Source organism: Streptosporangium sp. NPDC004631 (genome assembly GCF_053601935.1).
On record NZ_JBSGCR010000001.1, the window covers coordinates 262100 to 288449 of the forward strand.

At 71.8% G+C, this 26350-nt stretch carries 25 protein-coding genes; 15 read left to right on the plus strand and 10 right to left on the minus strand.

The annotated features are described in order from the left end of the window. Nucleotides 1-129: 129 nt before the first annotated feature. Complete coding sequence (locus tag ACWEF2_RS00985) at nucleotides 130-1257, minus strand: site-2 protease family protein (RefSeq protein ID WP_453810941.1); 1128 nt, start codon at nucleotides 1255-1257, stop codon at nucleotides 130-132. Between the two features lie 178 nt (nucleotides 1258-1435). Between ACWEF2_RS00985 and ACWEF2_RS00990 the strand changes: the two genes are divergently transcribed. Then, nucleotides 1436-1705 carry a DUF1876 domain-containing protein gene (locus ACWEF2_RS00990; protein WP_453810942.1) on the plus strand — a complete coding sequence of 90 codons (270 nt, stop codon included), beginning with the start codon at nucleotides 1436-1438 and terminating at the stop codon, nucleotides 1703-1705. 49 nt (nucleotides 1706-1754) lie between these two features. On the opposite strand, the gene ACWEF2_RS00995 is transcribed toward ACWEF2_RS00990, so the two are convergent. Then, nucleotides 1755-2333 carry an Rv1733c family protein gene (locus ACWEF2_RS00995; RefSeq protein WP_453810943.1) on the minus strand — a complete coding sequence of 193 codons (579 nt, stop codon included), beginning with the start codon at nucleotides 2331-2333 and terminating at the stop codon, nucleotides 1755-1757. Nucleotides 2334-2464: 131 nt separating this feature from the next. Between ACWEF2_RS00995 and ACWEF2_RS01000 the strand changes: the two genes are divergently transcribed. Both ACWEF2_RS01000 and ACWEF2_RS01005 read left to right on the plus strand, forming a co-directional pair. Next, nucleotides 2465-3106: a response regulator gene (locus ACWEF2_RS01000; RefSeq protein WP_453810944.1), complete on the plus strand. Its 642-nt coding sequence runs from the start codon at nucleotides 2465-2467 to the stop codon at nucleotides 3104-3106. 52 nt (nucleotides 3107-3158) lie between these two features. Further along, nucleotides 3159-3566, plus strand: coding sequence for a pyridoxamine 5'-phosphate oxidase family protein (locus tag ACWEF2_RS01005; protein ID WP_453810945.1), 408 nt, complete (start codon nucleotides 3159-3161; stop codon nucleotides 3564-3566). An 81-nt stretch (nucleotides 3567-3647) separates the two neighbouring features. Here ACWEF2_RS01005 and ACWEF2_RS01010 read toward each other — a convergent pair whose 3' ends face one another. The 4 genes from ACWEF2_RS01010 to ACWEF2_RS01025 form a co-directional block, all read right to left on the minus strand. Then, on the minus strand, nucleotides 3648-5321 hold the full coding sequence (locus tag ACWEF2_RS01010; protein ID WP_453810946.1) for a GAF domain-containing protein: 1674 nt from the start codon (nucleotides 5319-5321) through the stop codon (nucleotides 3648-3650). A 105-nt stretch (nucleotides 5322-5426) separates the two neighbouring features. Beyond that, nucleotides 5427-5993, minus strand: coding sequence for a hypothetical protein (locus ACWEF2_RS01015; protein WP_453810947.1), 567 nt, complete (start codon nucleotides 5991-5993; stop codon nucleotides 5427-5429). A gap of 133 nt (nucleotides 5994-6126) precedes the next feature. After that, on the minus strand, nucleotides 6127-7125 hold the full coding sequence (locus ACWEF2_RS01020; protein WP_453810948.1) for an Acg family FMN-binding oxidoreductase: 999 nt from the start codon (nucleotides 7123-7125) through the stop codon (nucleotides 6127-6129). A 96-nt stretch (nucleotides 7126-7221) separates the two neighbouring features. After that, complete coding sequence (locus ACWEF2_RS01025) at nucleotides 7222-7881, minus strand: CBS domain-containing protein (protein WP_453810949.1); 660 nt, start codon at nucleotides 7879-7881, stop codon at nucleotides 7222-7224. A gap of 315 nt (nucleotides 7882-8196) precedes the next feature. On the opposite strand from ACWEF2_RS01025, the gene ACWEF2_RS01030 reads away from it, so the two are divergent. Then, the gene (locus ACWEF2_RS01030; protein ID WP_453810950.1) at nucleotides 8197-8904 is read left to right on the plus strand and encodes an HAD family hydrolase; all 708 of its coding nucleotides are present in this window, start codon (nucleotides 8197-8199) and stop codon (nucleotides 8902-8904) included. A gap of 453 nt (nucleotides 8905-9357) precedes the next feature. Here ACWEF2_RS01030 and ACWEF2_RS01035 read toward each other — a convergent pair whose 3' ends face one another. Then, entirely contained in the window at nucleotides 9358-9498 is a 141-nt protein-coding gene (locus ACWEF2_RS01035) for a hypothetical protein (protein ID WP_453810951.1), read from the minus strand. A 1158-nt stretch (nucleotides 9499-10656) separates the two neighbouring features. On the opposite strand from ACWEF2_RS01035, the gene ACWEF2_RS01040 reads away from it, so the two are divergent. From ACWEF2_RS01040 to ACWEF2_RS01080, 9 genes are all read left to right on the plus strand, one after another. Further along, nucleotides 10657-10869 carry a heavy-metal-associated domain-containing protein gene (locus tag ACWEF2_RS01040; RefSeq protein ID WP_453810952.1) on the plus strand — a complete coding sequence of 71 codons (213 nt, stop codon included), beginning with the start codon at nucleotides 10657-10659 and terminating at the stop codon, nucleotides 10867-10869. Beyond that, entirely contained in the window at nucleotides 10866-11849 is a 984-nt protein-coding gene (locus ACWEF2_RS01045) for a hypothetical protein (protein WP_453810953.1), read from the plus strand. The genes ACWEF2_RS01040 and ACWEF2_RS01045 overlap by 4 nt, the downstream gene beginning before the upstream one ends. Before the next feature lie 29 nt (nucleotides 11850-11878). Next, nucleotides 11879-14137, plus strand: coding sequence for a heavy metal translocating P-type ATPase (locus tag ACWEF2_RS01050; protein ID WP_453810954.1), 2259 nt, complete (start codon nucleotides 11879-11881; stop codon nucleotides 14135-14137). Nucleotides 14138-14341: 204 nt separating this feature from the next. After that, entirely contained in the window at nucleotides 14342-15532 is a 1191-nt protein-coding gene (locus ACWEF2_RS01055; protein ID WP_453810955.1) for an anion permease, read from the plus strand. Continuing rightward, nucleotides 15529-15756 (plus strand): hypothetical protein, encoded by a 228-nt coding sequence (locus ACWEF2_RS01060; protein WP_453810956.1) that lies wholly within the window; start codon nucleotides 15529-15531, stop codon nucleotides 15754-15756. The genes ACWEF2_RS01055 and ACWEF2_RS01060 overlap by 4 nt, the downstream gene beginning before the upstream one ends. A gap of 129 nt (nucleotides 15757-15885) precedes the next feature. Further along, complete coding sequence (locus ACWEF2_RS01065) at nucleotides 15886-16758, plus strand: SAM-dependent methyltransferase (protein ID WP_453810957.1); 873 nt, start codon at nucleotides 15886-15888, stop codon at nucleotides 16756-16758. After that, nucleotides 16751-17371, plus strand: coding sequence for a pentapeptide repeat-containing protein (locus ACWEF2_RS01070; protein WP_453810958.1), 621 nt, complete (start codon nucleotides 16751-16753; stop codon nucleotides 17369-17371). Before ACWEF2_RS01065 ends, ACWEF2_RS01070 begins: the two co-directional genes overlap by 8 nt. Before the next feature lie 210 nt (nucleotides 17372-17581). Then, nucleotides 17582-18646 (plus strand): hypothetical protein, encoded by a 1065-nt coding sequence (locus tag ACWEF2_RS01075; protein ID WP_453810959.1) that lies wholly within the window; start codon nucleotides 17582-17584, stop codon nucleotides 18644-18646. 111 nt (nucleotides 18647-18757) lie between these two features. Beyond that, complete coding sequence (locus tag ACWEF2_RS01080; protein ID WP_453810960.1) at nucleotides 18758-19228, plus strand: MarR family winged helix-turn-helix transcriptional regulator; 471 nt, start codon at nucleotides 18758-18760, stop codon at nucleotides 19226-19228. A gap of 51 nt (nucleotides 19229-19279) precedes the next feature. Here ACWEF2_RS01080 and ACWEF2_RS01085 read toward each other — a convergent pair whose 3' ends face one another. From ACWEF2_RS01085 to ACWEF2_RS01095, 3 genes are all read right to left on the minus strand, one after another. Next, nucleotides 19280-20041 (minus strand): GNAT family N-acetyltransferase, encoded by a 762-nt coding sequence (locus tag ACWEF2_RS01085; RefSeq protein WP_453810961.1) that lies wholly within the window; start codon nucleotides 20039-20041, stop codon nucleotides 19280-19282. Nucleotides 20042-20048: 7 nt separating this feature from the next. Next, the gene (gene purB, locus ACWEF2_RS01090; protein WP_453810962.1) at nucleotides 20049-21479 is read right to left on the minus strand and encodes an adenylosuccinate lyase; all 1431 of its coding nucleotides are present in this window, start codon (nucleotides 21477-21479) and stop codon (nucleotides 20049-20051) included. A 217-nt stretch (nucleotides 21480-21696) separates the two neighbouring features. After that, entirely contained in the window at nucleotides 21697-24948 is a 3252-nt protein-coding gene (locus ACWEF2_RS01095; RefSeq protein ID WP_453810963.1) for an efflux RND transporter permease subunit, read from the minus strand. Between the two features lie 120 nt (nucleotides 24949-25068). Here ACWEF2_RS01095 and ACWEF2_RS01100 point away from each other — a divergent pair, with 120 nt between their 5' ends. Continuing rightward, entirely contained in the window at nucleotides 25069-25545 is a 477-nt protein-coding gene (locus ACWEF2_RS01100; RefSeq protein WP_453810964.1) for a MarR family winged helix-turn-helix transcriptional regulator, read from the plus strand. Between the two features lie 13 nt (nucleotides 25546-25558). Beyond that, nucleotides 25559-26335: an SDR family NAD(P)-dependent oxidoreductase gene (locus tag ACWEF2_RS01105; RefSeq protein WP_453810965.1), complete on the plus strand. Its 777-nt coding sequence runs from the start codon at nucleotides 25559-25561 to the stop codon at nucleotides 26333-26335. Nucleotides 26336-26350 lie beyond the last annotated feature (15 nt).

Here is a 26350-nt window from a genome sequence, read left to right on the forward strand (position 1 = left end):
CTCCGAGGCCACGGCCGTCACCGGGGCCGGGGACGTTCCGGTGTCATGGCACCCGGGATGGCCGGCATGGTCAGCCGGCGTGATCGGCTGACCATGCGCCCGTCCGGGCGGGGGCGCCCCGGACGTGGATCACGTCGCGTCGCCGCACGGCCCGCCGCGCAGGGTGGCCTGCAGCAGGATCCTGGTCAGGTCGGCGGAGGTGACCATGCCCGTCACGTGACCGTTCTCGACCACCAGGGTGGCCGGCTCCGCGGACCGTCTCAGGATCCGCGTCGCGGGTTCGTCGGGGGCCGCGAGATGGTCCGGGGGCAGCCGGCGGGCCAGCTGGGTGACATGGGTGGCGGTTCGCTGCTCGGGGGTGAGGGCGGAGAGCGCCTCAAGCGAGACGGAGCCGACGGGCGCTCCGGAGAAGTCCACGACGGGAAAGACGCTCTGCCGCGACCGGAGCGCCACGGTGGCCACGAAATCGTCGACGGTGAGCCAAGCGGGGGCGAGGTCCGGGCCGGACGTCATGATGTCACGCATCCGCAGCCCGGCCAGTCCCTCCCGCGCCGCGTGGGCGAACGCCTCACTGCGGGCGGCACCGGCCAGGAACCAGCCGATGAGCACCGTCCACAGCCCGCCGACCGGTGACCACAGGGCGGTCTGCAGGACACCGGCGGCCACCAGGAGCATGCCGAGCGACTGCCCGGCCCGCACGGCCGCCCGGTCGGCGCGGGAACGGTCGCGGTAGCGCCACCACAGGAACGCGTGCAGGACCCTCCCGCCGTCCAGGGGTGCGCCGGGAAGCAGGTTGAACACGCCGAGTACCGCGTTGACGAGGGCGAACCAGGCCAGCGCCGACGAGATGAGCGGCGGCCCGTGGGTGACGATCAGCACGAGGTAGGCCGCCACCGCGAGGGCCAGGCTCATCAGGGGGCCGGCCGCGCTGATCTCCGCCTCCGTCCTCGGCGTACCGGCCTCGTCGTCGAGCTCGGTGATCCCGCCCAGCAGCCACAGGGTGATGGATCCCACCCGGACCCCCCGGTGACGGGCGACCAGGGCGTGGGCGAGCTCGTGGGCCAGCAGCGACGCGAGGAACGCGAGCGCGGTCACCGCGGCGACCGTCCAGTACACCCCCCGCGACATACCGGCCCCCTGGACCGGCAGCACCGCCGTTCCCAGCACGGCCATGATCAGCGCGACGACGAGGAGCGTGGACCAGTGCACTCCTATGGGGATCCCCGCGACGGTTCCCAGACGCAGACTCGGCCTCATGGTTCCACGATCGGCTTTACTCTCTTACCGGTTTAGAGCCGTTATGCCCGTTCGATCGGGACTTTGGTCGTTAGCGTCACACCGGACGGACAGGGCGCAACGACCTGGCGCAATAGGGTCCAAGGACCCTTTCACCGGCCCGTACCGGAGAGAGACGCTGCGGGGGGAGGTGTTCACGATGGAAGCCAAGCAGTGGAATGTGCAGATCTTCATCAGCGAGGACGACAACGACGACGTCACCACCGCCAGGGCCGTGCTGTTCACCGATCGCGGCAGAAGGCACGAGGGGGTCGCCCACGCCCGGCGCAACCCGAGCGACCAGCCCGTCCCGGAGATCGGAGACGAGCTGGCGGTCGGACGCGCGCTCTCCGTTCTGGCCGCCCAGTTGATCCAGGACGGCGCCGAGGACGTCGCCCAGCTGGCGGGCTCGGCCCGCGAGTTCGGCTAGTGCCCGGCCGGCCGCCCGTGGGGCCGGCCCCGCGGCCGGCCCCGCGGGATCAGGGCTGCCTCGGCCGGCGCCACCGCTCGTCGGCCAGGGCCCACGCCCTGTCCCACTCGGCGTCCCGGCACCGGTTCAGCAGCCCGCGCAGACCGGTCAGGCAGAGCAGCAGCGCCATCGCGACCCCGCTCATCACCGCTACCAGGGCGAGCCCCGCGTCCACGGCCGTCTTCGCGTGGTTCTGCGGAGAGGTCGTGAGCCTACCGGCCGCATCGACCCAGACGCCGGTGTGCGAACCGGCGGGCGCACTCGGCGGAAGTACCACCTTGCCCGTCCCGGGACCTCCCCCCGGGGTGATCCATCGCACCGTCCGCGCCTGCCACCCCGCACCGCGCGCCGGGTCCACGACCTCGGCGACCACCGCCTGCCGGTGTCCGGGACCGGTGAGCTCGGCACGCAGCCCGTTCTGGTAGGCCTGCCGCCCGAGTGTGACCGCCGGCCAGAGCGCGGCGATGAATATCATCAGGCCTGCCAGAACCACCGCCGTCTCAATCCGGTCCGAGCGCCTGCGCAACGGGTTGCCGTCAAAACGGTGAAGGCACAGACAACGCATCACCCACTGACCAAGAGAACGCATCGGATCACCTCCTACTGCGCATACACCTCCACCGTCTGTCCTACCCACATGGCGCGTCAGAGTCTTTGGGCGTGGCCCATCGGGACCTTGGTCCCTACCCGCAGACGCGGGGGAGAGTTAACGTTCATGGCATGATTCGCGTGTTCCTCGTGGACGACCACGAAGTGGTGCGCCGGGGGGTCGCCGCCCTGCTGGAGTCCGAGGGGGACATCGAGATCATCGGTGAGGCCGGGTCCGTGGAGTCGGCGGTGGCCCGCATTCCGGCGCTCCGGCCGGACGTGGCGGTCCTGGACGTGCGACTGCCCGACGGCAGCGGTGTGGACGTGTGCCGCGAGGTCCGGTCCAAGATGCCGGAGCTGGCCTGCCTGATGCTGACCTCGTTCGCCGACGACGAGGCCCTGTTCAACGCGGTGATGGCGGGCGCCGCGGGATACGTGCTCAAGCAGATCCACGGCTCGGACCTGGTCGGGGCGGTGCGGACGGTGGCCGCCGGCCAGTCGCTGCTGGACCCGCAGACCACCGCCTCCATGCTGACGCGCCTGCGCGAGCAGGCCACCAGGAGGGATCCGCTCGCCGCCCTGTCGGACCAGGAGCGCCACATCCTGGAGCTGATCGGCGAGGGCATGACCAACCGGCAGATCGGCGAGCGGCTCTATCTCGCCGAGAAGACCGTCAAGAACTACGTCTCGAACCTCCTGGCCAAACTCAGCATGCAGCGGCGCACCCAGGCCGCCGCCCTGGCTGCCCGTTTGAAGGCCGATCGCCCTGATTGACGGGACCTTCGACCCTTATCCGGGGCACAGGCAGTCGGCAGGCTATGAAGGCATGAACGTCGATTCAGCCGGGCTGCACGTACTCTCCCGCCAGGAGTGCATCGATCTGCTGTCCTCGACACCGATCGGGCGGATCGTCTTCACCGACCGAGCCCTTCCCGCGGTGCAACCGGTCAACTTCTACCTGGACGGTGAGGACATCGTCATCCGCACCGGCGCGGGCTCCAAGCTGGCCGCCGCCACCCGCCACACGGTGGTGGCCTTCGAGATCGACGACTTCGACGCCGAGGCGCGCACCGGCTGGTCGGTCACCGCGGTGGGACACGCGCGGGCGGTCTCCGACGTCACGGAGATCGCCCGGCTGTCGATGCTGCCGTTGACCGCGTGGGCGCCCGGCGACCGGGACCACTTCATCGTGATGCGGGCCGAGCAGATCTCCGGCCGCCGCATCCGGCGTTAGGCCCGGTTCCCGGCCTGTTCCCGCTCCGTTCCCGCTCCGCTCCCGGTTTGCCGTGGACCGCTCCGCCCCCGCCGTCCCCGGCTAGTCGAGCGGGACGCTCCATATCAGCCGGGTGCCTCCCTCGGGGGGCGACTCGATCTCGAAGGAGCCGCCGAGTTGCAGGGCCCGCTCCTGGAGGTTGCGCAGTCCGCTGCGCCTGCCGTCCTCGGGCAGCCCCGTCCCGTTGTCCCGCACGACGAGGGTGAGCCGCTCGCCCTCCACCACGGCCCGCACCTCGGCCTTGGAGGCCCTGGCGTGCCGTACGACGTTGGACAGCGCCTCGCGGAGAACGGCCAGCAGATGCTGGGCGGCCTCCGGCGGCACCCTGTTGTCCAGTTGCCCCTCCAGCTCCAGGCCCGGCATGAATCCCAGGTGACCGCGCACGTCCTCCACCAATCCCACGATCTGCGCGCGCAGGCCGGAGTCGCCGCCCTGGTGGGGGGTCTGCAGCGCGAAGATGGTCGAGCGGATCTGGCGGATCGTGTTGTCCAGCTCGTCGATCGCGTTCTGCAGCCGGGAGGAGGTCTCCGGCCGGTCGACGAGCCGCACCGTGCTCATCAGCGTCATGGCGACGGCGAACAGCCGCTGGATCACCACGTCGTGCAGGTCCCTGGCGATCCGGTCGCGGTCCTCCAGCAGCCCCAGCCGCTCGGCGTCCATCCGGCTCTCGGCCAGTTTCAGGGCGATCGCGGCCTGGCCGGCGAAGGAGTGCAGGGTGCGCAGCTCGGCCTGGTTGAACGGGATGCGGCCCGAGCGCTTGCCCAGTGACAGCACACCGCGTACGGCCCCCGCCGTACCGATGGGCACGGCGGCGACGGGGCCCAGCGACCCGTACTCGGCGATCACGACGGGGATCTCGGTCTCGGCCGGATCGGTGACCATGAGCGGTTCGCCGCTGACGAACGCCCTGCCCTCGAAGGAGCCGGTGATCGGGGCCTCGGCGTCGGCCACCTGGTCACAGGCGGGCCCGTCCGCGATGATCGCCTGAAGGACGCACCCGGTCTGGTCGGGCAGCAGGACCGCCACGACGTCGGCGCGGGCCATCTCCCGCGCCTGCCGCGCTATCAGCGTGAGCACCTCCTGTGGCTCGGCTCCGGACAGCAGGCTGGTGGTGACGTCGGAGGACGCCTGCAGCCACATCTCACGCCGCCGGCTCTCCTCGTACAGCCGGGCGTTCTCGATCGCCACGCCCGCGGCGGTGGCCAGCGCCGTGACGATCGCCTCGTCCTCCTCGTCGAACTCCCCTCCCCCGCGCTTCTCGGTGAGGTAGAGGTTGCCGAACACCGCCTCACGGACCCGGATCGGCACGCCCAGGAACGACCCCATCGGCGGATGCCCGGGCGGGAAGCCGTAGGACTCCGGATGGTCGGAGATGTGCGCCAGCCGCAACGACCGCGGCTCCTTGATGAGCAGGCCCAGCAGACCCAGGCCGTGCGGCCAGTGCTCGATGCGGGCGATCTCCTCCTCGCTCAGCCCCACCGGAATGAACTGGACCAGCGTGTTCTCGGCGCCGATCGCCCCCAGCGCCCCGTAGGTGGCGTCGACCAGCGTGGTCGCGGTCTCCACAATCCGCCGCAGTACCGTCTCCAGGTCCAGGTCGCTGCCGACGGACACGACCGCGCTCAGCAGCGCGTGCACCCGGTCCCGGGTGGCCAGCACCGCCTCCAGCCGCACGTGCAGTTCCGACAGCAGTTCGTCCAGCCGCATGTGCGGCATCAACGCACCAGGCTCGATCTTTCCCATACACCGAAGTTTCGCACCCGGACGCCTGAGAGCCCACCCCGTGATGCGAGGTGGGCTCTCAGACGTCCGGGGGGAGGGCTACTTCAGGATCGGCAGGCGCCGGACCAGGGCCGTCCGCCCCCACCAGGCGCCGACACCGAGGGTGTCACCGGCACCCGCCAGCGCCAGCCCGGCGAGCACGACGGCGTAGACGACGTGGTCGTCCATGAACGGGTTGGTGGTCAGCGGCAGCTCGGCGGCCCACATCAGGATCAGCAGCAGGCCGCCGGTGACGGCCGCGATCCGCATGCCGGCCCCCAGGATGAGCGCGGCGCCGATGCCGAGCAGGCCGAGCATGAACAGCCAGTCGACCCATCCCTGACCGGCCAGGCCGCTGAAGAGGCCGCCGAGGGCGTTCTCACCGGTGCCCTTGAGGAAGCCGGTGGTCGGGCTGCCGCCCGCGGTCCAGGCGCGCTCCGCGGGGGTGGCGAAGCCCCAGCCGAAGGTCTTGTCGAGGAAGGCCCAGAGGAAGATCCAGCCCAGCGAGATCCGGGCGATCGCCCAGACGTAGTCGACCGGCCGGGCCGAGCCCTCGGCGGGGAGGGTGTCCATGACGGGCGCGGAGTCTGTGCGGTGGCCCTGGTGCCGGCCTTCGGTGATCGCCATGACTGTCTCCTTCGGTACTGCCGACCTGCGGCTGTGATGGGTTAATCACACCGTTTCGCAGAACTTTCCGGCAGTGCCGTACGGCTCGCGGCGCCCGCCCCGAAGGTCCCCACTCCGCCGGGACCTTCGCCCCTCAGGGCCGCTCGTCGAGCACCTCGGGCAGCGGGCGGCGGGTTCCCGGCCTGTCGTCGGAGGTGAACCCCAGCCTCATGATCATCTGGGGGTACTCCCCCGAGCACATCTCCAGCCGCAGGAACTCCCTCAGGTGATACATCTCCAGCGCCTGGGTGTGGAATGCGGCGCTGACGTCGTAGGCGGAGGCGTGCAGCAGGACACGCTGCAGCGCCTGGCCGGCGATGATCCAGTCGTCGCGGAGGTCGCCCCGCGTGGTGAGCACCGCCACCACGCCGGTGCTGCCGTCCGGGCTCCCGTCGGCGCCCCACGGACGGCCCCCGGTGTAGTCGCGCTGGGCGAAGGGGGGGTCGGTGAGCCGGGCGGTCCGCGGATAGCCGTCGGCCGGCACACCGTCGCGGCGCGGGCTGCCGGGCGGACGCGCCCAGCGGAGGACCTCCAGCCCGAATGCGCGGTCCTGGGACTGGACGTCCTGGGCCGCGCCGGTGAGCGCCGAGAGGACGCGGACCGCGGCCTCGGACCGGACCGGGGTCAGCCGGGCGCCCTCGGTGGCCGCCTGGTCGGCCAGTTCCTCAAGCAGTCGCTCGGGCACGGGCAGAGCGGTGAACCCGGCCCGGTGGGTCCTTCTGCGCTCGATCTCCCCGTGCAACAGCCGGCTGTGCTCGTCGGCGCCGGATCCCGGCGCCAGCCGTACCGTGGCCAGCAGCGCGGGGCGGTCGGGGTCCGGCAGGACGAGCACCCGGGGCCGGTAGCCGAGCACGCGCAGCGCGAGCCGCACGTTGAACAGGGCCGCCCCGCAACTGATCAGCATCTGCCGGCCCTCCGGGTCGGCCGTGCGCAACTGCCTGTCACTGTCGGCCCGGACGCTGATCTCGTCGCCGGAGACGGCGAAGGACCACGGCTGGGTGTTGTGCGGCGACGGCGCCCACAGCGCGGCCTCCACCGCCGCGTGAACCGCCTGGGTGATCTCTTCCGTGGCGTGAGCACTCACGGTTTCCACCTCTCTCCCGAAGGTCTCCTGAAGATCATGCGTATCAGGCCGTCACATGTTCGAGCAGGGGCGAAAGTCCCGTCTCCATGGGCGCCGCCGGACGGGTCACCGGCTGCCGGTGTGCGTCCTCGCCGGATCGTCGTGCCCGTAGGCGGCCTCGACCTCCAGATCGACCACGCCCTCCACCCGGCGCCCCGCCTCGATGATCTGGGCTGCCTGCGAGCGTCCGGCCAGCCTCCCCGTGACGCGGACCACCCCGTCGTACACGGTGACGGTGAACATGTCCGGATCCAGCCCCAGCCCCGCGATGGCCGCCGCCACGTCCGCCAGGAGGTCGGAGGGCCTCCTGGTGAAGACCTTCAGCAGATCGGCCTGATGCACGGTACCCGCGATCCTCCCGCTGACCTGGTCGACCACCGGCAACTGCTTGATCCTGTTCACGTGCATCAGCCGGGCCGCCTCCCGTACCGGGGTCACCCGGGTGACGACCAGCGCCGGACTGGTCATGATCTCCCCCGCGGTCGTCCCCCTGGCCCTGTCGTGCTCCCCGCGTCCCTCGAAGACGCCCGCGCCGAACGAGGCACCGGTCTCCTTCAGAAGGAGATCGTCCTCCGACACCACCCCGATCGGGCGCCCCTGCGCGTCGATCACCGCGACGGCGCCCACCTTGAAGCGGCGCATGGTGGTCACGAGTTCGGCGAACGTCGCCGCCGGGTGAACCGCGATGGCCACCAGCCCCATGACATCCTTCACCTGCAGCGTCATAGCCGGCCCCCTGTCTTTCTCGCGATGCCGCTCTGATCGGCCCGCGGGGTCGCCCGTACCGGAATGCGCGGCCCCGGCTTCCCCTCTCCCGCCATGGTGGGCCGAGGGCGGCCCGGCACGGCAGAGCGGAAGGTCCCCTGGGCGTGGGACTTCCGCCCCCATTCCGCCACGCCTCCGACCTGCGCTTACCCACCCTCCGCCACCGGCGGGTACACCGGACCGGCCACGCGCCCGCGCATCCCTCACCGGAGCCGGACGCGCCCCGGATCGAGGGCGGCTCCCCGGCGGACGTCGCCGACGATAGGATCCGCGGTCATGCCGGAACCAGTGCACGCGGTGTTGTTCGACTTCTCCGGGACGTTGATGCGGGCCGAACCCGCCGAACGCTGGGTGGCCGCCGTACTGGCCGAGGCGGGGATCGCGCCTCCCGGGAAACAGGTCCGCGACTGGGCGCTCCGTCTGGAGGACGCGGGCGGCCTGCCCGGGGGGCGCGCCCCCCGGCGGGTCCCCGACCGGCTCCGGGCCGTCTGGGAGCGGAGAGACCTGGATCCCGAGGCCCACAGGGCCGCCTACACCGGATTGATCACGCATGCCGGGTGGCCGTGGCCCGACCTGACCGGCGCCCTCTACCTGCGGTCGACCCTGCCACAGGCGTGGGCCCCCTACCCGGACGCGTCGCGCACCCTGACCACCCTGGCCGAGCGGGGAGTCCACACCGCCGTGATCAGCAACATCGGCTGGGATCCGCGCCCGGTGCTGGCCGCCCACGGACTGTCCGGTCACCTGGAGGAGGTCCTGCTCTCCTACGAGGAGGGACGCCTCAAGCCCGATCCCGTGTTGTTCACCACCGCCTGCGCGCGGCTGGCCGTTCATCCCCGGCACACCCTTATGGTCGGCGACGACCGTTCGGCCGACGGAGGCGCGGAGGCCGTGGGCATCCGCACCTTCTACGTCGATCCGCTGCCGGTCCTGGACCGGCCCGCGGGTTTCGCCCCCGTGCTCGCCGAGGCCCTGGCCCCGTAGCCGTCATGTGCCGGAGACGGGCGGCCGGCTGATCGACGTCCTCACCAACGACCCCGAGACCGGTGTCCGGGGTGTGGGCGCCGGCGGGGAGACGGGGCCCGGGCGCGCCTGAGCGTCCCCGCCGACCACGGCGCACCGTCCTGCGACCGGCGGGCTCTCAAGCCGCGGGACGTGCCAGGACGCGGACGGATCCCCGGGCGGGTCGCCCGGGGATCCGGTTGTGGCGCCCCTCCGTGAAGGGGCGGCCTCGGCTGAACCGTTCCGCCTTCGGTGAGAGGTGCGCCTTACTTCTCACCCCTCTCCGAAGACGACGGCTGTCTCCTCCCGCCGGGGCTTGGGCCGAGGCGGAAGGCCCGGCAGCCGGCGGGACGGACGGCGAGGTGGTCGAGGTCTCCCGGACCGCCGGTTGAGGGCCGTACGGCTCTCAACCGGCCGGGAGAACGGTGCGGTTGCTCAGCGGGTTTCGGTCGGCTCAGCGGCTGCCGCCGCCACCGCCACCTCCACCGCCGCCTCCACCGCCGCCTCCACCACCGCCGCCGCCACCGCCGCCACCGCCGCCACCGCCACCTCCACCGCCGCCGCCACCGCCGCCACCGCCGCCGCCTCCGGTCCTATGCCGACAGTTCCGGTTGTGACGACAGGGTCCCGAGCTCACGAGGAAGGATGTGGAGCCGGCCGTGGTGACGGTCTGGGGTGCGCTGGAAGCGCTGGCGGACTCGGCCGGCATCGTCACAGGGGCGATGAGGGCGGAGGCCACCATTGCACCGGCAGCGAGAATCTGCTTGATCATGAGATCACTCCATGTCGTGATGGTTGCGCCCTGGGCGGTGCCTGGGCCACCGGATCATCGAATCGGCGCCTCGAAAAGACGTCGAGATGATGTGGAACTCAAACTCCACGCTAGTGAGAAAGACCTTGAATAGGTCACCCCAGAGAGGCAAAAGCCTCAATCCTGTCTGATTACCCTCCCAAACCCGTCGGTAACTAAAAGAGAATGAACCACTACTCTCCGCTACATAAAACCCTGCTACCAGGGCATTGTCGACGCGGAATGCCGCGCTCCCCCAGGCCGTCACGGACGATCGGCCCACCACTTGACAAGGGTCAGGCAGATCCGGCGAGCACCTGAATTTCTCATTACGTTTTCACGCATCCCGGAGGCGCCCGACTATTTGGCGCGCGAAATACATCGGAATCAAAGACTCGCCGAAAACGAGTTCCATTCCACGGCGGGGACGGCCCGCACCGGAACGGGGCGCGATAGAACGGGGCGCGGCGGCGTCATACCGGATCCGCCGCCCTCTTGAGAGGACGACCCCCTAGGGGTATGTTACGGTCACACTCGATACCCCACCAGGGTACTTGGAGAGGGGAGAACCTCATGCGCACGGCGGGTGCGCGCGGCGCCGGGGACGCCCCCGGAGCCCAGACGGGAGGCGACGGCCCGAACATCTACGTCACCCCCCGGGAAACCGTCCCGGCCCTGTGGTCCACCTGGACTTACCGCCGGATTCCGGGCGATTCCGGAAGCCGTGCGGTAGCCCCGAAATCGAGCGGAATACGGTAGGGGGGTATGATGTTACCCAGGAGGGCACCTGACACGCCGCCACCACCAGGGGCGGGCCGAGACCGGGGTCGGGGAGCAGCCGGGCACCGTCGGCCACCCCTTTCCCGACCGGCGCCGGCGCGCGGTTCGACCTGCGGAAACGACATACAGGAACGACGTAAAGGAATACGGAGGGAACGATCTTCATGATCACCATCGCATACACCGTCCGGGGCATGACCTGCGGCCACTGCGTCAGCTCGATCACCAAAGAGGTCGGCGAGGTTCCGGGGGTCACCGGGGTCGAGGCCGACCTGGCCACCGGCCTGGTGACGGTGAGCGGTGACGGCCCGGTCGACGACGACCGGGTCAGGGCCGCCGTCGAGACCGCGGGATACGAAGTGGTGAACCCGTTGTGAACACCCCCACCAAACTCGGGGCCTACCTCCTCGGCGTCGCCGTACTCTTCGGCGGAGCCATCGGAGCCGGCAGGGCGGTCGGGCCGACCGGCCCGCCCCTCCCCGCCGCCGGCGGGCACGGCACCCACACGACCCCCGCGGCGACGGCCCCGGCGTCGACATCGCCCCCCGGCCTGACCACGGCCGGGATCCCCGCTCCAGGAGGGCTCCAGGTGTCTCAGGACGGCTACACGCTCACCCCGCGGAGCACGACCCTCCGGCCCGGTGAGGCGACGGACCTCCGCTTCACCGTGACGGGTCCCGACGGCCGGCCGGTCACCGGCTACCAGGTTCAGCACGACAGGAGACTGCACTTCATGGTGGTCTCACGCGACCTGAGCGGCTTCCAGCACCTGCACCCGGAAGAGGCCGGGGACGGCGAGTGGTCGGTACGGCTGACGCTGCCGGAGGCGGGCGCCTACCGGGCCTTCGCCGACTTCACCCCCGAGGGGGGCGGCGGGATGACGCTGGGCACGGACCTGTACGCCGCGGGCGACTACACGCCCAGGGCGCTGCCCCCGGCGAGCCGTACCGCGACCGTGGACGGATACACCGTCACCCTCGACGGCGACCTGGTCCCCGGCAGGTCCAGTAAACTGACCCTGACGGTCAGCCGGGACGGCAGGCCCGTCACCGACCTGCAGCCCCACCTCGGCGCCTATGGTCACCTGGTCGCCCTGCGCGCCGGAGACCTCGCCTACCTGCACGTGCACCCCGAGGGGGGACCGGGCGACGGCAGGACCGCGCCGGGCCCCGGCGTCACCTTCCAGGTCGAGGTGCCCAGCCGCGGTGACTACCGGCTCTACCTGGACTTCCGGCACGCCGGGACCGTACGCACCGCGGACCTCACCGTCTCCGCGGGACAGCACGAGCCCCCCGCGCCGACCTCTCCCGCGACCCCCGCCCACGGGGCGGGACAGCACGACGAGCACACTCACTGACGCCGGTACGGCGCGAGAAAGGAGAGGCGATGTCCCCCCTCACCGATGACAGGCCGCCGACCTCCGGCGGCGAGGTCGAACTCTCGATCGGCGGCATGACCTGCGCGTCCTGCGCCAGCCGGATCGAGCGCAAGCTGAACAGGCTCGACGGTGTGACCGCGACGGTCAACTACGCCACCGAGAAGGCGAAGGTCGCCTTCGGCGCGGGGGTCGATCCGCGGGACCTGATCGCCGAGGTGGAGAAGTCCGGCTACACCGCCACCCTGCCCGCCCCGCCACGGTCCGGCGGGCCGGAGGGCACGGACGGCCGGGAGCCGCGAGACGAGCTGACCCCGCTCCGGCAGCGCCTGATCACCGCCCTCGTCCTCTCCGTCCCGGTCATCGCCATGGCGATGATCCCGGCGCTGCAGTTCACCAACTGGCAGTGGCTGTCGCTCACCCTGGCCGCACCGGTCGTGGTCTACGCGGGCTGGCCGTTCCACCGGGCGGCGTGGATCAACCTGCGCCACGGCACGGCCACGATGGACACCCTGGTCTCCATCGGCACCCTCGCCGCGCTGGGCTGGTCGCTGTGGGCGCTGTTCTTCGGCACCGCGGGCACCCCCGGCATGACCCACCCGTTCGCGTTCACCATCGAGCGCACCCATGGCTCGGGCAACATCTACCTGGAGGCCGCGGCCGGGGTGACGGCGTTCATCCTGGCCGGCCGCTACTTCGAGGTCCGTTCCAAGCGCCGGGCGGGCGCCGCCCTGCGCGCCCTGCTGGAGCTGGGCGCCAAGGACGTCGCCGTACTGCGCGACGGCCGCGAGGTCCGCGTCCCGTCCGGCGAGCTCGCGGTGGGGATGCGGTTCGTGGTGCGCCCGGGCGAGAAGATCGCCACCGACGGCGTGGTCGAGGAGGGTTCCTCGGCCGTGGACGCCTCGATGCTGACCGGCGAGTCGGTGCCCGTGGAGGTACGGCCCGGCGACACCGTGGTCGGCGCGACCGTGAACGCGGGCGGCAGACTGGTCGTCCGCGCGACCCGGGTCGGCTCCGACACCCAGCTGGCCCAGATGGCCGCCCTGGTGGAGGAGGCCCAGACCGGCAAGGCCCGGGTGCAGCGGCTGGCCGACCGGATCTCGGGCGTCTTCGTCCCGATTGTGATCGCGCTGGCCGTCGGCACGCTCGGTTTCTGGCTGGGCACCGGCAACGGGACCGAGGCGGCCTTCACCGCCGCCGTGTCGGTGCTCATCATCGCCTGCCCCTGCGCCCTGGGCCTGGCCACCCCGACGGCGCTGCTGGTCGGCACCGGCCGCGGCGCCCAGCTCGGCATCCTGATCAGGGGGCCCGAGGTGCTGGAGTCCACCCGGGCCGTCGACACCGTCGTGCTCGACAAGACCGGCACCGTCACCGAGGGCAGAATGACCCTGGTGGAGGTCGTCACCGCCGGCGGCGAGGACGAGCTGGAGGTGCTGCGGCTGGCGGGCGCCCTGGAACACGCCTCCGAGCACCCCATCGCCCGGGCCGTCGCCCGGGGCGCGGCCGACCGTGTGGGCGAGTTGCCGGCGCCGGAGGACTTCGGCAACGTCGAGGGGCTCGGTGTCCAGGGTGTCGTGGACGGGCACGCCGTGCTCGTCGGCCGTCCCCGGCTGCTGGCCGAGTGGTCCCAGCACCTGCCGTCCGAGCTGAAGCGGGCGCTGGAGACGGCGCAGGCCGCGGGCCGTACGGCCGTCGCGGTCGGCTGGGACGGCCGGGCCCGCGCGATCCTGGTGGTGGCCGACACCGTCAAGCCCACCAGCGCCCAGGCCATCCGCGAGCTGCGCGCGCTGGGGCTGACCCCGGTGCTGCTCACCGGCGACAACGAGGCCGTCGCCCGGTCGGTCGCGGCCGAGGTGGGTATCGACGAGGTCGTCGCCGAGGTGCTGCCCGCGGGCAAGGTCGACGTCGTCAAACGACTGCAGTCGGAGGGCAGGTCGGTGGCGATGGTCGGCGACGGGGTCAACGACGCCGCCGCCCTCGCCCAGGCCGACCTCGGACTGGCCATGGGGACCGGCACCGACGCGGCCATCGAGGCCGCCGATCTCACCTTGGTCCGTGGCGACCTGCGTGTGGCCGCCGACGCCATCCGCCTGTCCCGCCGTACCCTGCGCACCATCAAGGGCAATCTGTTCTGGGCCTTCGCCTACAACGTGGCCGCCCTGCCGCTGGCGGCGCTCGGCCTGCTCAACCCGATGATCGCGGGCGCCGCCATGGCGTTCTCCTCGGTCTTCGTGGTCAGCAACAGCCTGCGGCTGCGCCGCTTCAGGTAGCGGTGGCCGATCCGGCGGACCGGATTGCCCCGGCGGGTTCCGTGACGGCCGGGGATGTGCGCCGGACGTCCGCCCCCGGATCACGGCGGGACCGGTCCCGGATCCGGAAGGTCCCGCCGTCCCTCTCATGCCGACATGAGAGGGACGGCGGAATCGTTCTTGATTCTGGATTTTACCCGTGAAACGGATTAAGTATCACTAAAGGTGACCATTGGCACGGGTATGTATACAGGCTCGCTGTTGCTGTCCGTCGTGGTCACGACGGCGCTCGCCTTCGCCTTCACCAACGGCTTTCACGACACCGCCAACGCGATGGCCACGTCCATCGTGACGGGCGCGCTGCGGCCGCACTCGGCCGTGGCACTGGCGGCGACTCTGAACTTCCTGGGCGCCTTCCTGTCCCTGCAGGTGGCCGCCACGATCGCCCAGGGCATCGTGGACGCCGGCGCGATCACCCTGACAGTGATCTTCGCGGGCCTGGTGGGCGGCATGGTGTGGAACCTGGTGACCTGGTATCTCGGTATGCCCACGAGTTCCTCCCACGCCCTCATCGGGGGGGTGGTGGGAGCGGCCTTCATCGCGGCGGGCGCCTCGGCCGTCAAGGGGCACGGGCTGCTGACGAAGGTCCTCATCCCGGCGCTCCTGTCGCCGCTGGCGGCCGGGCTCGTGGCGGTCGTCGGCACCTCCCTCGTCTACCTGATCACCAGGAACGTGCCCGGACGCATCCGTGACCGGGGGTTCCGGGTCGGGCAGATCGGCTCGGCGTCGCTGGTGTCGCTGGCCCACGGCACCAACGACGCCCAGACGACCATGGGGGTCGTCACGCTGGCGCTGATCGTCGACCACACGATCGGCGAGACGGCCTCCACGCCGACCTGGGTCGTGATGAGCAGCGCGGCCGCGCTCGCCCTGGGTACCTATGTCGGCGGGTGGCGGATCATCCGGACCGTGGGAAAGGGGCTGACCGAGATCAGGAACCCGCAGGGGTTCAGCGCGGAGAGCGCCTCGGCCGCCCTGATCCTGGCCGCCTCACACCACGGGTTTCCGCTGTCGACCACCCAGGTGTGCTGCGGCTCCATCGTGGGCGCGGGGACGGGCAGGCGGCCCGCCGGGGTCAGGTGGGGCATGGTGGCCCGGCTGGTGGCGCTATGGCTGATCACCCTGCCGGCGGCCGCCCTGGTGGGAGCGGCCGCGTGGCTGGGCGCCCGGCTCATCGGCGGGGTGCAGGGCGTCGCGGTGGTGTTCGTGATGGCGCTGATCATCGCCCTTGAGCTCTACGTGGCCGCGGACCTGAAACCGGTCAACGCCTCCAACGTCAACGCCGTGTGGAGGAGCGAGCCGGAGCCCTCCCCGGACGACACGGAGGCGACCTTCACCGAGGGGCCGGCGTCGTGAACGACTACCTCGATCTGGACATCCTGTGGAAGGTCCTGGTGACCGGACTGGCCGGCGGCGCCGGGCTGGTCGCGGTGTACGCGCTCGGCCTCGCGGGACTGTCGGCCGCCGCCGGGAGGCGGCCCGGCGGCCGCAGGCTGCCCGGGCTGCTCCTCGCGGGAACGTGTTTCCTGATCGTCGCCGCGGGGGTCGGCGCGGGGCTGTACCTGATGCTGTCGAAGTGAGCCCCCGGCGCTCTCCCGCCGCATCCGGGTACGGGGTAAAACCGCGGCTATGATCGTTCCAAAGAGGGCGATCGGCCCGCGTACCGGCCTGCCGGCCCGGTAGCCGGTGGTCGCGGCGGAGGAGGGACGATGTCAGGTCAGCAACCGGCGCCGGCGGGAGTCGACCCGAACGTTCCCAGCTCCGCGCGCATCTACGACTACGCGCTGGGCGGCAAGGACAACTACGCAGTCGATCGTGCCGTCGCGGAGAAGGTCTTCGCCCTCGCCCCGGAGATGCCGGTGATGGCCCGGCGGAACCGGGAGTTCCTCGGCCGCGCCGTACGCTATCTCGCCGCGGAGGCCGGCATCCGCCAGTTCCTCGACATCGGCTCCGGGCTGCCCACCCAGCGGAACGTCCACCAGGTCGCCATGGAGGCGGCTCCGGAGGCCAGGGTCGTCTACGTCGACTACGATCCCAGCGTCGTCGCCCACGGTGACGCGCTCGTGGCCACGACGGACAACGTGGCCTTCATCCGCGGCGACCTCCGCGAGATCGACGACGTCCTCGGCCATCCCGACCTGCGGCGGCTCATCGACTTCGACCGGCCGGTGGCCGTGCTGCTGGTCGCCGTCCTGCACTTCGTCCCCGACGCCGAGGGCCCGCACGGCACGGTGTCGCGGCTACGGGAGATCATGGCGCCGGGCAGCCATCTGGCGATCTCCCACGTGACCCCGGACCCGCGTCCCGAGGAGACGGCCGAGCTCGTCGAGGTCTCCACCCGGGCGGGCGCCCCCTGGGTGGCCCGCTCCCACGCCGAGGTCATGGAGTTCTTCACCGGGTTCGACCTGGTCGACCCCGGCCTGGTCACCGCGCCCGAGTGGCGTCCCGGTATCGCCAGGAAGATCAACCCGGAGAAGATGTGGGTGCTGGCCGGAGTCGGCCGCAAGCCCTGCCCCGTCCGCGCACCGGAGACGCCGGGTGACCGGCGTCCGCGGGGCGGACCGTGGACGTCCCGTGGCTGAGCGCAGGCGCGGCCTGCCCGCGCCCGAGACCCGCACGACCGTCCGATCCGAGGACTGGGACAGCGAGGATCTCTCAGGGCAGGAGCACAGCGGGGTCGCCTTCGTCGACGTGGACATGACCGAGGCGTCGAGCCGGGGCGCGGTCTTCTCCGAGTGCACCTTCCGCGAGGTCCGGTTCAACGCGTCGGCGCACTCCGACACCGCGTTCGTGAACTGTGTCTTCACCAGGTGCGCGTTCTTCGACGCCACACTCACCGGGTGCAAGTTCGTCGGCAGCGCGTTCCACGACTGCACCTTCGACCTGCTGAAGGTCGACGGCGGGGACTGGTCGTTCACCGGACTGGCCGGGGCCGACCTGCGCCGCGCCTCCTTCCGCGGGGTGCGGATGCGCGAGGCGGACCTCAGCGGGGCCCGCTGCGCGGGGGCGACGCTTCGCGAGATCGACCTGTCAGGCGCCTGGCTGCACAACGCCGACCTGTCCCGCTGCGATCTGCGCGGCAGCGACCTGTCCTCGCTTGACCCGCTCACCGCCACGCTGAAGGGCGCGGTCATCGACCTTCAGCAGGCCGTCGTGATCGCCACCGTGCTGGGCCTGGAGGTACGCCCCACCTGAGACACGCCCCGCCCCACGGCCGCGCCGGTTGGTCGCCGGAATGGCGCGACGGCCGCCGGCACACGGAAGACACCGGGTCGGCTTAAGCGCGTTTCCGATGATTTAGACGCTGTTTCTGATAACAGGTCAGTAGGACAGTCTTGTCACGAGCAACATACGCTACGTGATCTCGGGCACGCTGATCAGGTTAGATGCGATGCGGGAGGCGAGATGTACGGTGAGCACGACCCCACTCACGACCGGCGCACAGGGACACCCCGCCGGGGCCGGCGGCCGTACGGTGAACCGGCGGAGCGGGCCCCCGGCTCCGTGGGACGTCACCCGGCTCCGCCACCGGCACCCGCCTCGGATCCGGCCTACGGCACCGCCGACGACCCTTTCGCCTACGGGTCCTGGATCAACGTCGAGGTCCGGCCGCCAGGACCGCCGCCCCGGCACCCGGCGCCGGAACCGCCGCAGTGGTCGTGGCCGGAGATGCCCCGCGACCGCCTGCTGCGGTCCGCGTTGATCCTCGGGTTCCTCGCGGCCGCCGGCGTCGGCGTCTGGACGTCCGGCTGGACGCCGATGTCCGGGCCGTCCGGGGTGGGCGCCGCGGCGCCCGCCACACCGTCGCGGACGGACGACCGCGACGGGACGCCTCCCCCGGCGACGGGCGGGCCGGTCGCCGCCTCCACCGTCCCGCCCGCCCCCTCGGAGAAGGCCGTCCCCTCGGAGAAGCCCGCGCACAACCCGGCGGCGAGGCCGTCCCCGGCGCCCGAGCGGCCCCGTACCCGCTCCGCGACCGCCCCCCACAGGGGGCGGGACGATCAGCGGCACGCCGGGCGCGGCACGCCGGATGCCGTGCCGGAGACCATGCCGGAGCGCGTGAGGAGGCCGGGGGCCGAGGGTGCCGGGTCCTCCCCGTCGCGGAGGCCGGAGACCGCCGAGCCCCGGTCGCGGGTATCCCGGGGTGGAGGCGGAGCCCGTCGAAACGCCGGATCCGGCCGGCCCGGAAGGACGGAGCGCCCCCGTCCCGTCCCCGTTCCCCGGGGGAGGGCCGACGGCGCGGACCGCGATCCCGCGCCGGAGGCGCAGGAGGAGCGGAACACCGGAGGCGCCGGGCCGTCCACCACCGCGGGTGGGGGCGGCACCCCGCCGGGCACCGGCTCCGCCGTCACCCTCGACGAACGGCTCAGCGCCACCTACGCCTGCAGGCACCTTCGGCCGGACGACTGGCGCTACGCCTACTGCGTCACCGCGTGGAACGAGTACAGAAAACGTATCGGCCTGCCCTGACGTCCCCCGCCGCGTCCACACCGCGGCGTTCACCCCGGCGAATGACAGCCGGGACGGCTCTCCCTATGATGGGCAACATGGTTGTCGAAACAGCGGGGCAAGGGGCCGGCCGTGCCGGGTGACCCTCCGGGCTTCGAGCTTCCGCTCCTGCTCTTCCTCGGTTTCCGGGTTCTCATCGACGACCTCCACGCCGAGCTCGCCCGCCAGGGGCACCCCGACCTACGGCCGATGCACGGCTTCGTGCTGCAGGCGATCGGCTCCGACGGCACGACCGCCGTCGAGCTCGGCCGGCGGCTGGGCGTCTCCAAGCAGGCGGCCGGCAAGACGGTCGACACCCTGGAGCGCCTGGGCTACGTGGAACGCGGCTCCGACCCCTATGACGCCAGGCGCAAGGTCGTACGGCTCACCGGGCGCGGCGTCGACAGCCTGGCGCGTTCGGCCCGCGTCCTCGACGACCTGCGGGGCCGGTGGGCGCGCGCCCTGGGGGAGGAGCGCCTGCGCGCGCTGGAGGCCGACCTGCGCGCGGTGACGCCGGCGGACCTCTTCCGGCTCGACGTGCCGGGCTGGTTCGGCGGCTACTGACACGCCCGCGCGGCCTCCGGACGGAGCCCCTGGCGGGAAGCCCCGGCGTGGTCAGTGCGGCCAGGGGTGGGACGGCGGGGTCAAGACCGCCATCGGGCGGCCCCGCATGCCCAGCCGTTCGTAGACACCGATCGCCGGGTGGTTGTCGGTGTCGACCATCAGGGCGACCCTGCCGTGCCCGGCCGACAGCGTGCCGAAGACGAACCTGCACACCCGTTCCCCGTATCCCCGGCCACGGTGGCCGGGAGAGGTGGCCACCCCGGCGACGAACCCGACCTGCGGGCAGGACCAGGCGTCGGCGGCCGTCGCCACCAACCTCCCATCGGCCGCCCGGACCCCGGCCCACCGGTGGATCCCCGGCAGGCCCGGCACCGCCCAGGCCGACGGGGACGCCTCGGCCAGCAGGTCGGACACCTCCTCGTCGGCGTCGCGCAGCCAGCTCACCTCGCCGGGCGCGCTCCGCCTGCCGGGCGCCTCCGGCGCGGGCGGGCGGGCCGTGTCCATCCACTCGAACGCCCCCACCCGCTCCGCTCCGGGCACCTGTACGGCCAGCTCGGCGATGAGCGCCCGGTCGCCCAGCAACCGGTACGACGGGCCGATCTCGGGCAGCGCCCGCCGGAGCACGGCGGCCACCTGGCCGGCGGGCCCGCGGACCACCAGGCGGTCGCGGCGGTTCAGCTCCGGGCTGGCCACCGCCACCGCCTCGCCCAGCGCCCACGCCCGCACCCCGTCGCGCATCCCCTGCGCGGCCCACATGATCAGCGTGTCGTCACCACAGGCGGCGGCCACATCCGCGGCCGAGGTCAGTTCCACGCGCCGCTCAGAGAATCGCACCGGGAGCGTACGCCGCGGCCGCCGGATGGCGGGCGACGACCTCGCCGATCCGCGCCACGACCGCCTCCACCTGCTCGGCCGCCGCACCGGTGAAGGAGATCCGCTCGTCCAGCAGTTCCCGCAGCGCGGCGTGGTCCAGCGGGAACCGCCGGTCGGCCGCCAGCAGCGCGACCAGCTCGTTGCCGGCTCCCCGCTCGCGCATCGCCAGCGCCGAGGAGACCGCGTACTCCTTGATCAGCTCGTGGGCGCCCTCCCTGCCCATTCCGGCCCGCACCGCGGCCATCAGCATCTTGGTGGTCGCCAGGAACGGCAGGTAACGGTCCAGCTCGGCGGCGATGACCGCGGGGAAGGCGCCGAACTCGCCCAGCACCGTCAGCACCGTCTCCACCAGCCCGTCGAAGGCGAAGAACGCGTCCGGCAGCGCCACCCGCCGCACCACCGAGCAGGACACGTCACCCTCGTTCCACTGGTCTCCGGCCAGCTCCCCCACCATGGAGGCGTATCCCCGCAGGACCACCGTCAGGCCGTTGACGCGCTCGCAGGAGCGGGTGTTCATCTTGTGCGGCATGGCCGAGGAGCCGACCTGCCCCGGGGCGAAGCCCTCGGTCACCAGCTCGTGCCCGGCCATCAGCCGGATGGTCTTGGCCAGGGAGGAGGGGGCGGCGGCCAGCTGCACCAGCGCGGTGACCACCTCGTAGTCCAGCGAGCGGGGGTAGACCTGCCCGACGCTGGTCAGCCGGTGGGTGAACCCCAGGTGCCCGGCGATCCGATCCTCCAGCAGCGCCAGCTTGGCCCGGTCGCCGCCCAGCAGGTCCAGCATGTCCTGGGCGGTGCCGACCGGCCCCTTCACCCCCCGCAGCGGGTAGCGGGCGATGAGCTCCTCCAGCCGGGCGAAGGCCACCAGCAGCTCGTCCGCCACGGACGCGAACCGCTTCCCCAGGGTGGTCGACTGGGCGGCCACGTTGTGCGAGCGGCCGGCCATCACGGTGCCCGAATGCTCGGCGGCCAGCTCTCCCAGCCTCGCCAGCAGCGCCACGCACCGGTCGCGGACCACCAGGAGGCTGTCGCGGATCTGCAGCTGCTCGACGTTCTCGGTCAGGTCCCGCGACGTCATGCCCTTGTGCACGTGCTCGTGCCCGGCCAGGGCGTTGAACTCCTCGATACGGGCCTTGACGTCGTGGCGGGTGACACGCTCGCGTTCGGCGATGGAGGCCAGGTCCACCCGCTCGACGACCTTCTCGTAGTCGGCCACGGCCCCGTCCGGCACCGCGACGCCCAGCTGCGCCTGCGCGGCCAGCACCGCCAGCCACAGGCGGCGCTCGGCCACCACCTTGTACTCGGGAGACCACAGACGGGCCAGCTCCGCCGAGGCATAGCGGGCGGCCAGGACATTGGGGATACGCGGCTTGGCAGTCACGTTGCCTCAGTCTATTGCGGCCGGCGGACACGACCGGCCGGGGGTGCCGCCACTCCCCCGCCGGCGCCCCTCTCTCCGGCTCCCTCGGGCCGTCCCTCCCGCCGCGCCGCGAAACCCCCGTCCGGCGGAACGGCCGGCCGCCGTACCGCGCCGCGGGGCGACGGGGTACGGCGGCCGGCCGTGGCGGACCCGGTACGGGTCCCCGGCTCACCCGGGGTCAGCGGACCGGAGCCGGCCTCCCGCCGTCGAGGGAGGCCGCCCCCGCCTCGTGCCCACCGGTACGGGGCGTGCGGCGGAACCGCTCCTTGACCCGCTCCAGCGTCACGTACAGCGTGGGCACCAGCACCAGCGTCAGCAGCGTCGACGACAGCAGTCCGCCGATGACCACGATCGCCAGCGGCTGGGAGATGAACCCGCCGGAACCGGTCAGGCCCAGAGCCATCGGGACCAGCGCGAAGATCGTCGCCACCGCGGTCATCAGGATCGGCCGCAGCCTGCGGCGGCCCCCCTCGATCACCGCCTCCACGATGCCCATCCCCTGCTGCCGGTACTGGTTGATCAGGTCGATCAGCACGATCGCGTTGGTCACCACGATGCCGATCAGCATCAGCATGCCGATCAGGGCCGGCACACCCAGCGGGGTGCCGGTGGCCAGCAGCAGCCCGATGGCGCCGGTGGCGGCGAACGGCACCGAGACCAGCAGCACCAGGGGCTGGGCGAAGCTGCGGAACGTCGCCACCATGATCATGAAGACGATCGCGATGGCCGCCAGCATCGCCAGTCCCAGCTGACCGAACGCCTCAGCCTGGTCGGCGCTGACGCCTCCGACGGTGAAGCTCGCCCCCGCCGGCAGCGACAGGCCGTCCAGCTTGGCGGTCAGCTCCGCGGTGACGGCGCCCAGGTCGCTCGCGACCGCCGTACCCGACACCGTCGCGCTGCGCTCCCCGTCGATCCGGGTGACCTGCGTCGGCCCGTCCACCTTGACGACCTTCGCCACATCCGACAGTGCGACCGTCTTGGCCCCGGCCGGCAGCTTCAGCTTGCGGACCTCCGCGAGATCCTCCGGCGCGTCGCCGGTGCGCAGGATGAGGTCGTCGGCACGTCCGTCCAGGGTGATCTGACCCAGCGTGGCGCCGCGGAACACCTGCGCCACGAACTGCCCGATCTGCGCCTCGGTCAGCCCCTTGGCCGCGGCCTTCTCCCGGTCCACCTGGATCTCGACCCGCTCGGCGCCGGCCTCCAGGTTGGAGGAGACGTCCCGCAGGCCGGTCAGGCCGGACATCGCCTCGCGCACCGTCTCGGCCGCGCTCCGCAGCGTCGCGGCGTCCGACGCCTGCACGACGACCTGGAGCTGGTTGGTCGAGCCGCCGCCGGGGCCGCCCTGCGAGCCGCCGACGGTGATCTCACCGGCGTCCGGCAGCGCCTTGAGCCGCTCGCGCAGCGCGTTCTCCAGCGCGGGGGTGTCCGTCCCCTCGGCGACCGTGACCGAGTAGGAGGCCCGGTCGCCGCCACCGCCCATGGCTCCCATGAACCCGCCGGCTGAGCCCAGGTTCACCTGGTAGGACTCCACGTCCTTCAGGGAGCCCAGCACCTCCTCGACCTTCTTGGCCGCCGCGTCCGTCGTCGCCAGGTCGGTGCCGGGAGGCATCCTCTGGCTGAGGGAAATGGTGTTCTGCCCGGAGGAGTCGAGGAAGTTGGTCTCCAGCCGCCCGGCCAGGCCCATCGTCCCGACGAAGATCACTATGCCGATCAGCACGGTGATCAGCCGCCGCCTGGTCGCGAACCGCAGCACCGGCAGGTAGGCGCGCTGCAACGGGCTGCGCAACTCCTTGGCCTCGGCCTCCTCCCGTACCCGGAGCGCCTGCTCCTCGGTCAGGACCGGCGCCTTCAGGAACCAGTAGGCCAGCACCGGGATGACCGTCAGCGACACCAGCAGCGAGGCCAGCAGCGCCACCGTCACCGTGACGGCGAACGGGGCGAACAGCTGCCCGACCATGCCGCCGACCACCGCGATCGGCAGGAACACCGCCACCGTCGTCAGCGTCGAGGCCGTCACCGCGCCGCTCACCTCGCGCACCCCGGCCAGCACGGCCTCGCGCTTGGCCTCGCCGTATCCCAGGTGCCGCTTGATGTTCTCCAGGACCACGATCGAGTCGTCCACCACACGGCCGACCGCGATCGTCAGCGCCCCCAGGGTCAGCATGTTGAGCGAGTAGTCGCCCAGCCACAGCGCGATCAACGCGATGACCACCGACAGCGGGATGGACACCGCCGTGACGAGGGTGGAGCGGACCGACAGCAGGAAGACCAGGATGACCAGCACCGCGAAGACGAGGCCCAGCAGGCCCTCGGTGGTCAGGTCCTCGATCGAACGTTCCACATACGGCGCCTGGTCGAAGACCACCGTCACCTCGGAGGCGTCGCCGATCGCCCGGCCCAGCTCCGGCAGCTTCTCGCGTACCGCGTGGGAGATCGCCACCGCGTTGCCGTCGGGGGTCATGGTGACCGACACCCCCAGGCTCGGCCGGCCGTTGGTGCGGGTCAGCGAGGTGCTCTCGGCCAAGGACCGCTTGACCTTGGCGACATCGCCGAGCTTGACCGGCTTAGGAGGCTTGACCGGTTGCGGGGCCGCCTGCCCCTGCTGTGCCTGCGGGCTCTGCGCGGCCCCGGCCGTACGGCCCGGCTGCGACGGCGCCTGCTGCTGGGCCTGCTGCGGCGCCTGGGCCGCGGCGGGCGGCAGGTAGATGTTCCTGAGATCCTCCAGCGAGGTGATCCGGTTGCCGACCTGCACGGTCAGCGACGTCTTGTCCTCGGTCAGGCCGCCCACCGGGATCGGCCGGCCGTTGGCGCGCAGCGCGTCCGCCACCGCCGTCGGCGCCAGCCCCCGGGCCGCGAGCTTCTTCAGGTCCGGGGTGATCACCACGGTCTCGTCCCGCGCACCGGTCACCTTGGCCTCGCGCACGCCGGAGATTCCCTGCAGCTCCGGCACCATGACCCGCTCAAGCCTGTCGGCCACGGCCCGCTCGTCGTCACCGGCGCCCACCGCCAGCACCAGCACCGGGATGTCGTCGGTGCCGCCGGCCAGAACCTGCGGGTCCACCCCGTCGGGCAACCGGGTGCCGATCCGCGACACCGCCTGCTGCATCTTGCCGACCGCGGCGTCGATGTCCGTGCCGTACTCGAACGCGACCCGGACCTGTGACATCCCCTCCGTGGAGGTGGAGGTCACCTCGTTGACCCCTTCGATGCCCTGGAAGCTGTCCTCGATCGGCTTGGTGACCTGATCCTCGACGATCTCAGGGGAGGCTCCCGGATAGGGGGCGACCACGAACGCCCCCGGGAACGAGAGCGAGGGCAGCAACTGTTGTTTCAGCGAGGGGATCGTGAAGGCGCCGAAGGCGCTCAACACGACCGCGATCATTATGACAAGGCTGCGGTTGGCAAGGCTCAACCTGGCCAGGGCGGTCATGGGGGCGGACTCCTAGGGGGATGTCACGATAAGTTTCGCTTAGACTAACACTTCGCCTTATACGAATATTTAACGTCATCGAACCTTCCTGATAACCTTCTCAGGAAGCGAGAGGTGAGCGTGGACGACGAACGTGACCGGCTGATCGACCGGATCGGTGAGACGCAGCGGGACCTCGGGCGATTCCTCGCCCAGCATCACCCCCCGTCTCCGCTCTTCGACTCCAACCTCACCCTGCGCCAGCTCAAGGTCGTCATGATCCTGTCCTCCCAGGACTCCGCCTCCGGCCAGGACCTCTCCCACCACCTCGGCGTCGGCCTCGGCACGGTCACCGGCATCGTCGACCGTCTTGTCGGCCACGGTCTCGTCACCCGCCGCGAGGACCCCAACGACCGCCGTATCCGCCGCGTCGAACTCACCCCCGCCGGGCACGCCCTCACCGAACGCATCGCCGACGCCGGCCTCGACGGCTTCCGCCGGCTTCTCGGCCTCCTCGACACCCCCACGCTCCGCGACCTCTCCGCCGTCCTCGGCAAGATCCAGGTAGCCGCCGCCACCCTCCACCCGACGGCACCGTCCCCCAAAAAGGTGGGATGATAGGTTCACCGACATGCCGTCCGCATACCTTGAGGATCTCTTCGGCCTCAACGACCGCGTCGCCCTCGTCACCGGCGGCAGCTCCGGCATCGGCCAGGCCATGGCCGAGGCCCTCGGCCGCGCCGGAGCCGCGGTGGTCGTCGTCGCCCGCCGCCGTCCCGAACTCGCCGACACCGTCCGGCTGCTACGAGCCCACGGCATACGCGCCGACTCCATCAGCGCCGACCTCGCCGACCCCGCCGACGTCACCCGCGTCTGCCGCCGGGCCCCCACCTTCTTCGGCGACATCGACATCCTCGTCAACAGCGCCGCCAACAACATCCGCCGCCCCATGGCCGACCTCACCCCCGGCGACTACGCGCAGACCATCGCCGTCAACCTCACCGCCCCCTACCTCCTGGGCCAGCACTTCGGCCCCCGCATGGCCCGGCGCGGCTGGGGCCGCATCATCAACGTCGGCTCCCAGCAGTCCATCAGCGCCTTCGGTGACAGCGGCGCCTACGGCATCTCCAAGGCCGGCGTCACCGGCCTGTCCCGCTCCCAGGCCGAAGCCTGGTCCGCCCGGGGTGTCTGCTGCAACACCGTCGTCCCCGGCTTCGTGCTGACCCCCCTCACCGAACCCGCCCAGGCGGTCCCCGGCCGCGTCGAGGCCCTCGCGGCCCGCTCCATGACCGGCCGTAACGGCGTCCCCGCGGACTTCGCCGGCATTGCCGTCCTCCTCGCCGGCCGGGCCGGCGCCTACCTCACCGGCCAGACCATCTGCGTCGACGGAGGCTTCTCCGTCCACTGATCGCGCACTTGACAT

Excerpts from the sequence above, each read along its gene's own strand:
- ACWEF2_RS00985 (WP_453810941.1), bottom strand. The coding sequence starts at position 1,257 with ATGAGGCCGAGTCTGCGTCTGGGAACCGTCGCGGGGATCCCCATAGGA.
- ACWEF2_RS00990 (WP_453810942.1), top strand. The coding sequence starts at position 1,436 with ATGGAAGCCAAGCAGTGGAATGTGCAGATCTTCATCAGCGAGGACGAC.
- ACWEF2_RS00995 (WP_453810943.1), bottom strand. The coding sequence starts at position 2,333 with ATGCGTTCTCTTGGTCAGTGGGTGATGCGTTGTCTGTGCCTTCACCGT.
- ACWEF2_RS01000 (WP_453810944.1), top strand. The coding sequence starts at position 2,465 with ATGATTCGCGTGTTCCTCGTGGACGACCACGAAGTGGTGCGCCGGGGG.
- ACWEF2_RS01005 (WP_453810945.1), top strand. The coding sequence starts at position 3,159 with ATGAACGTCGATTCAGCCGGGCTGCACGTACTCTCCCGCCAGGAGTGC.
- ACWEF2_RS01010 (WP_453810946.1), bottom strand. The coding sequence starts at position 5,321 with ATGCCGCACATGCGGCTGGACGAACTGCTGTCGGAACTGCACGTGCGG.
- ACWEF2_RS01015 (WP_453810947.1), bottom strand. The coding sequence starts at position 5,993 with ATGGCGATCACCGAAGGCCGGCACCAGGGCCACCGCACAGACTCCGCG.
- ACWEF2_RS01025 (WP_453810949.1), bottom strand. The coding sequence starts at position 7,881 with ATGACGCTGCAGGTGAAGGATGTCATGGGGCTGGTGGCCATCGCGGTT.
- ACWEF2_RS01030 (WP_453810950.1), top strand. The coding sequence starts at position 8,197 with ATGCCGGAACCAGTGCACGCGGTGTTGTTCGACTTCTCCGGGACGTTG.
- ACWEF2_RS01040 (WP_453810952.1), top strand. The coding sequence starts at position 10,657 with ATGATCACCATCGCATACACCGTCCGGGGCATGACCTGCGGCCACTGC.
- ACWEF2_RS01050 (WP_453810954.1), top strand. The coding sequence starts at position 11,879 with ATGTCCCCCCTCACCGATGACAGGCCGCCGACCTCCGGCGGCGAGGTC.
- ACWEF2_RS01065 (WP_453810957.1), top strand. The coding sequence starts at position 15,886 with ATGTCAGGTCAGCAACCGGCGCCGGCGGGAGTCGACCCGAACGTTCCC.
- ACWEF2_RS01075 (WP_453810959.1), top strand. The coding sequence starts at position 17,582 with ATGTACGGTGAGCACGACCCCACTCACGACCGGCGCACAGGGACACCC.
- ACWEF2_RS01095 (WP_453810963.1), bottom strand. The coding sequence starts at position 24,948 with ATGACCGCCCTGGCCAGGTTGAGCCTTGCCAACCGCAGCCTTGTCATA.
- ACWEF2_RS01105 (WP_453810965.1), top strand. The coding sequence starts at position 25,559 with ATGCCGTCCGCATACCTTGAGGATCTCTTCGGCCTCAACGACCGCGTC.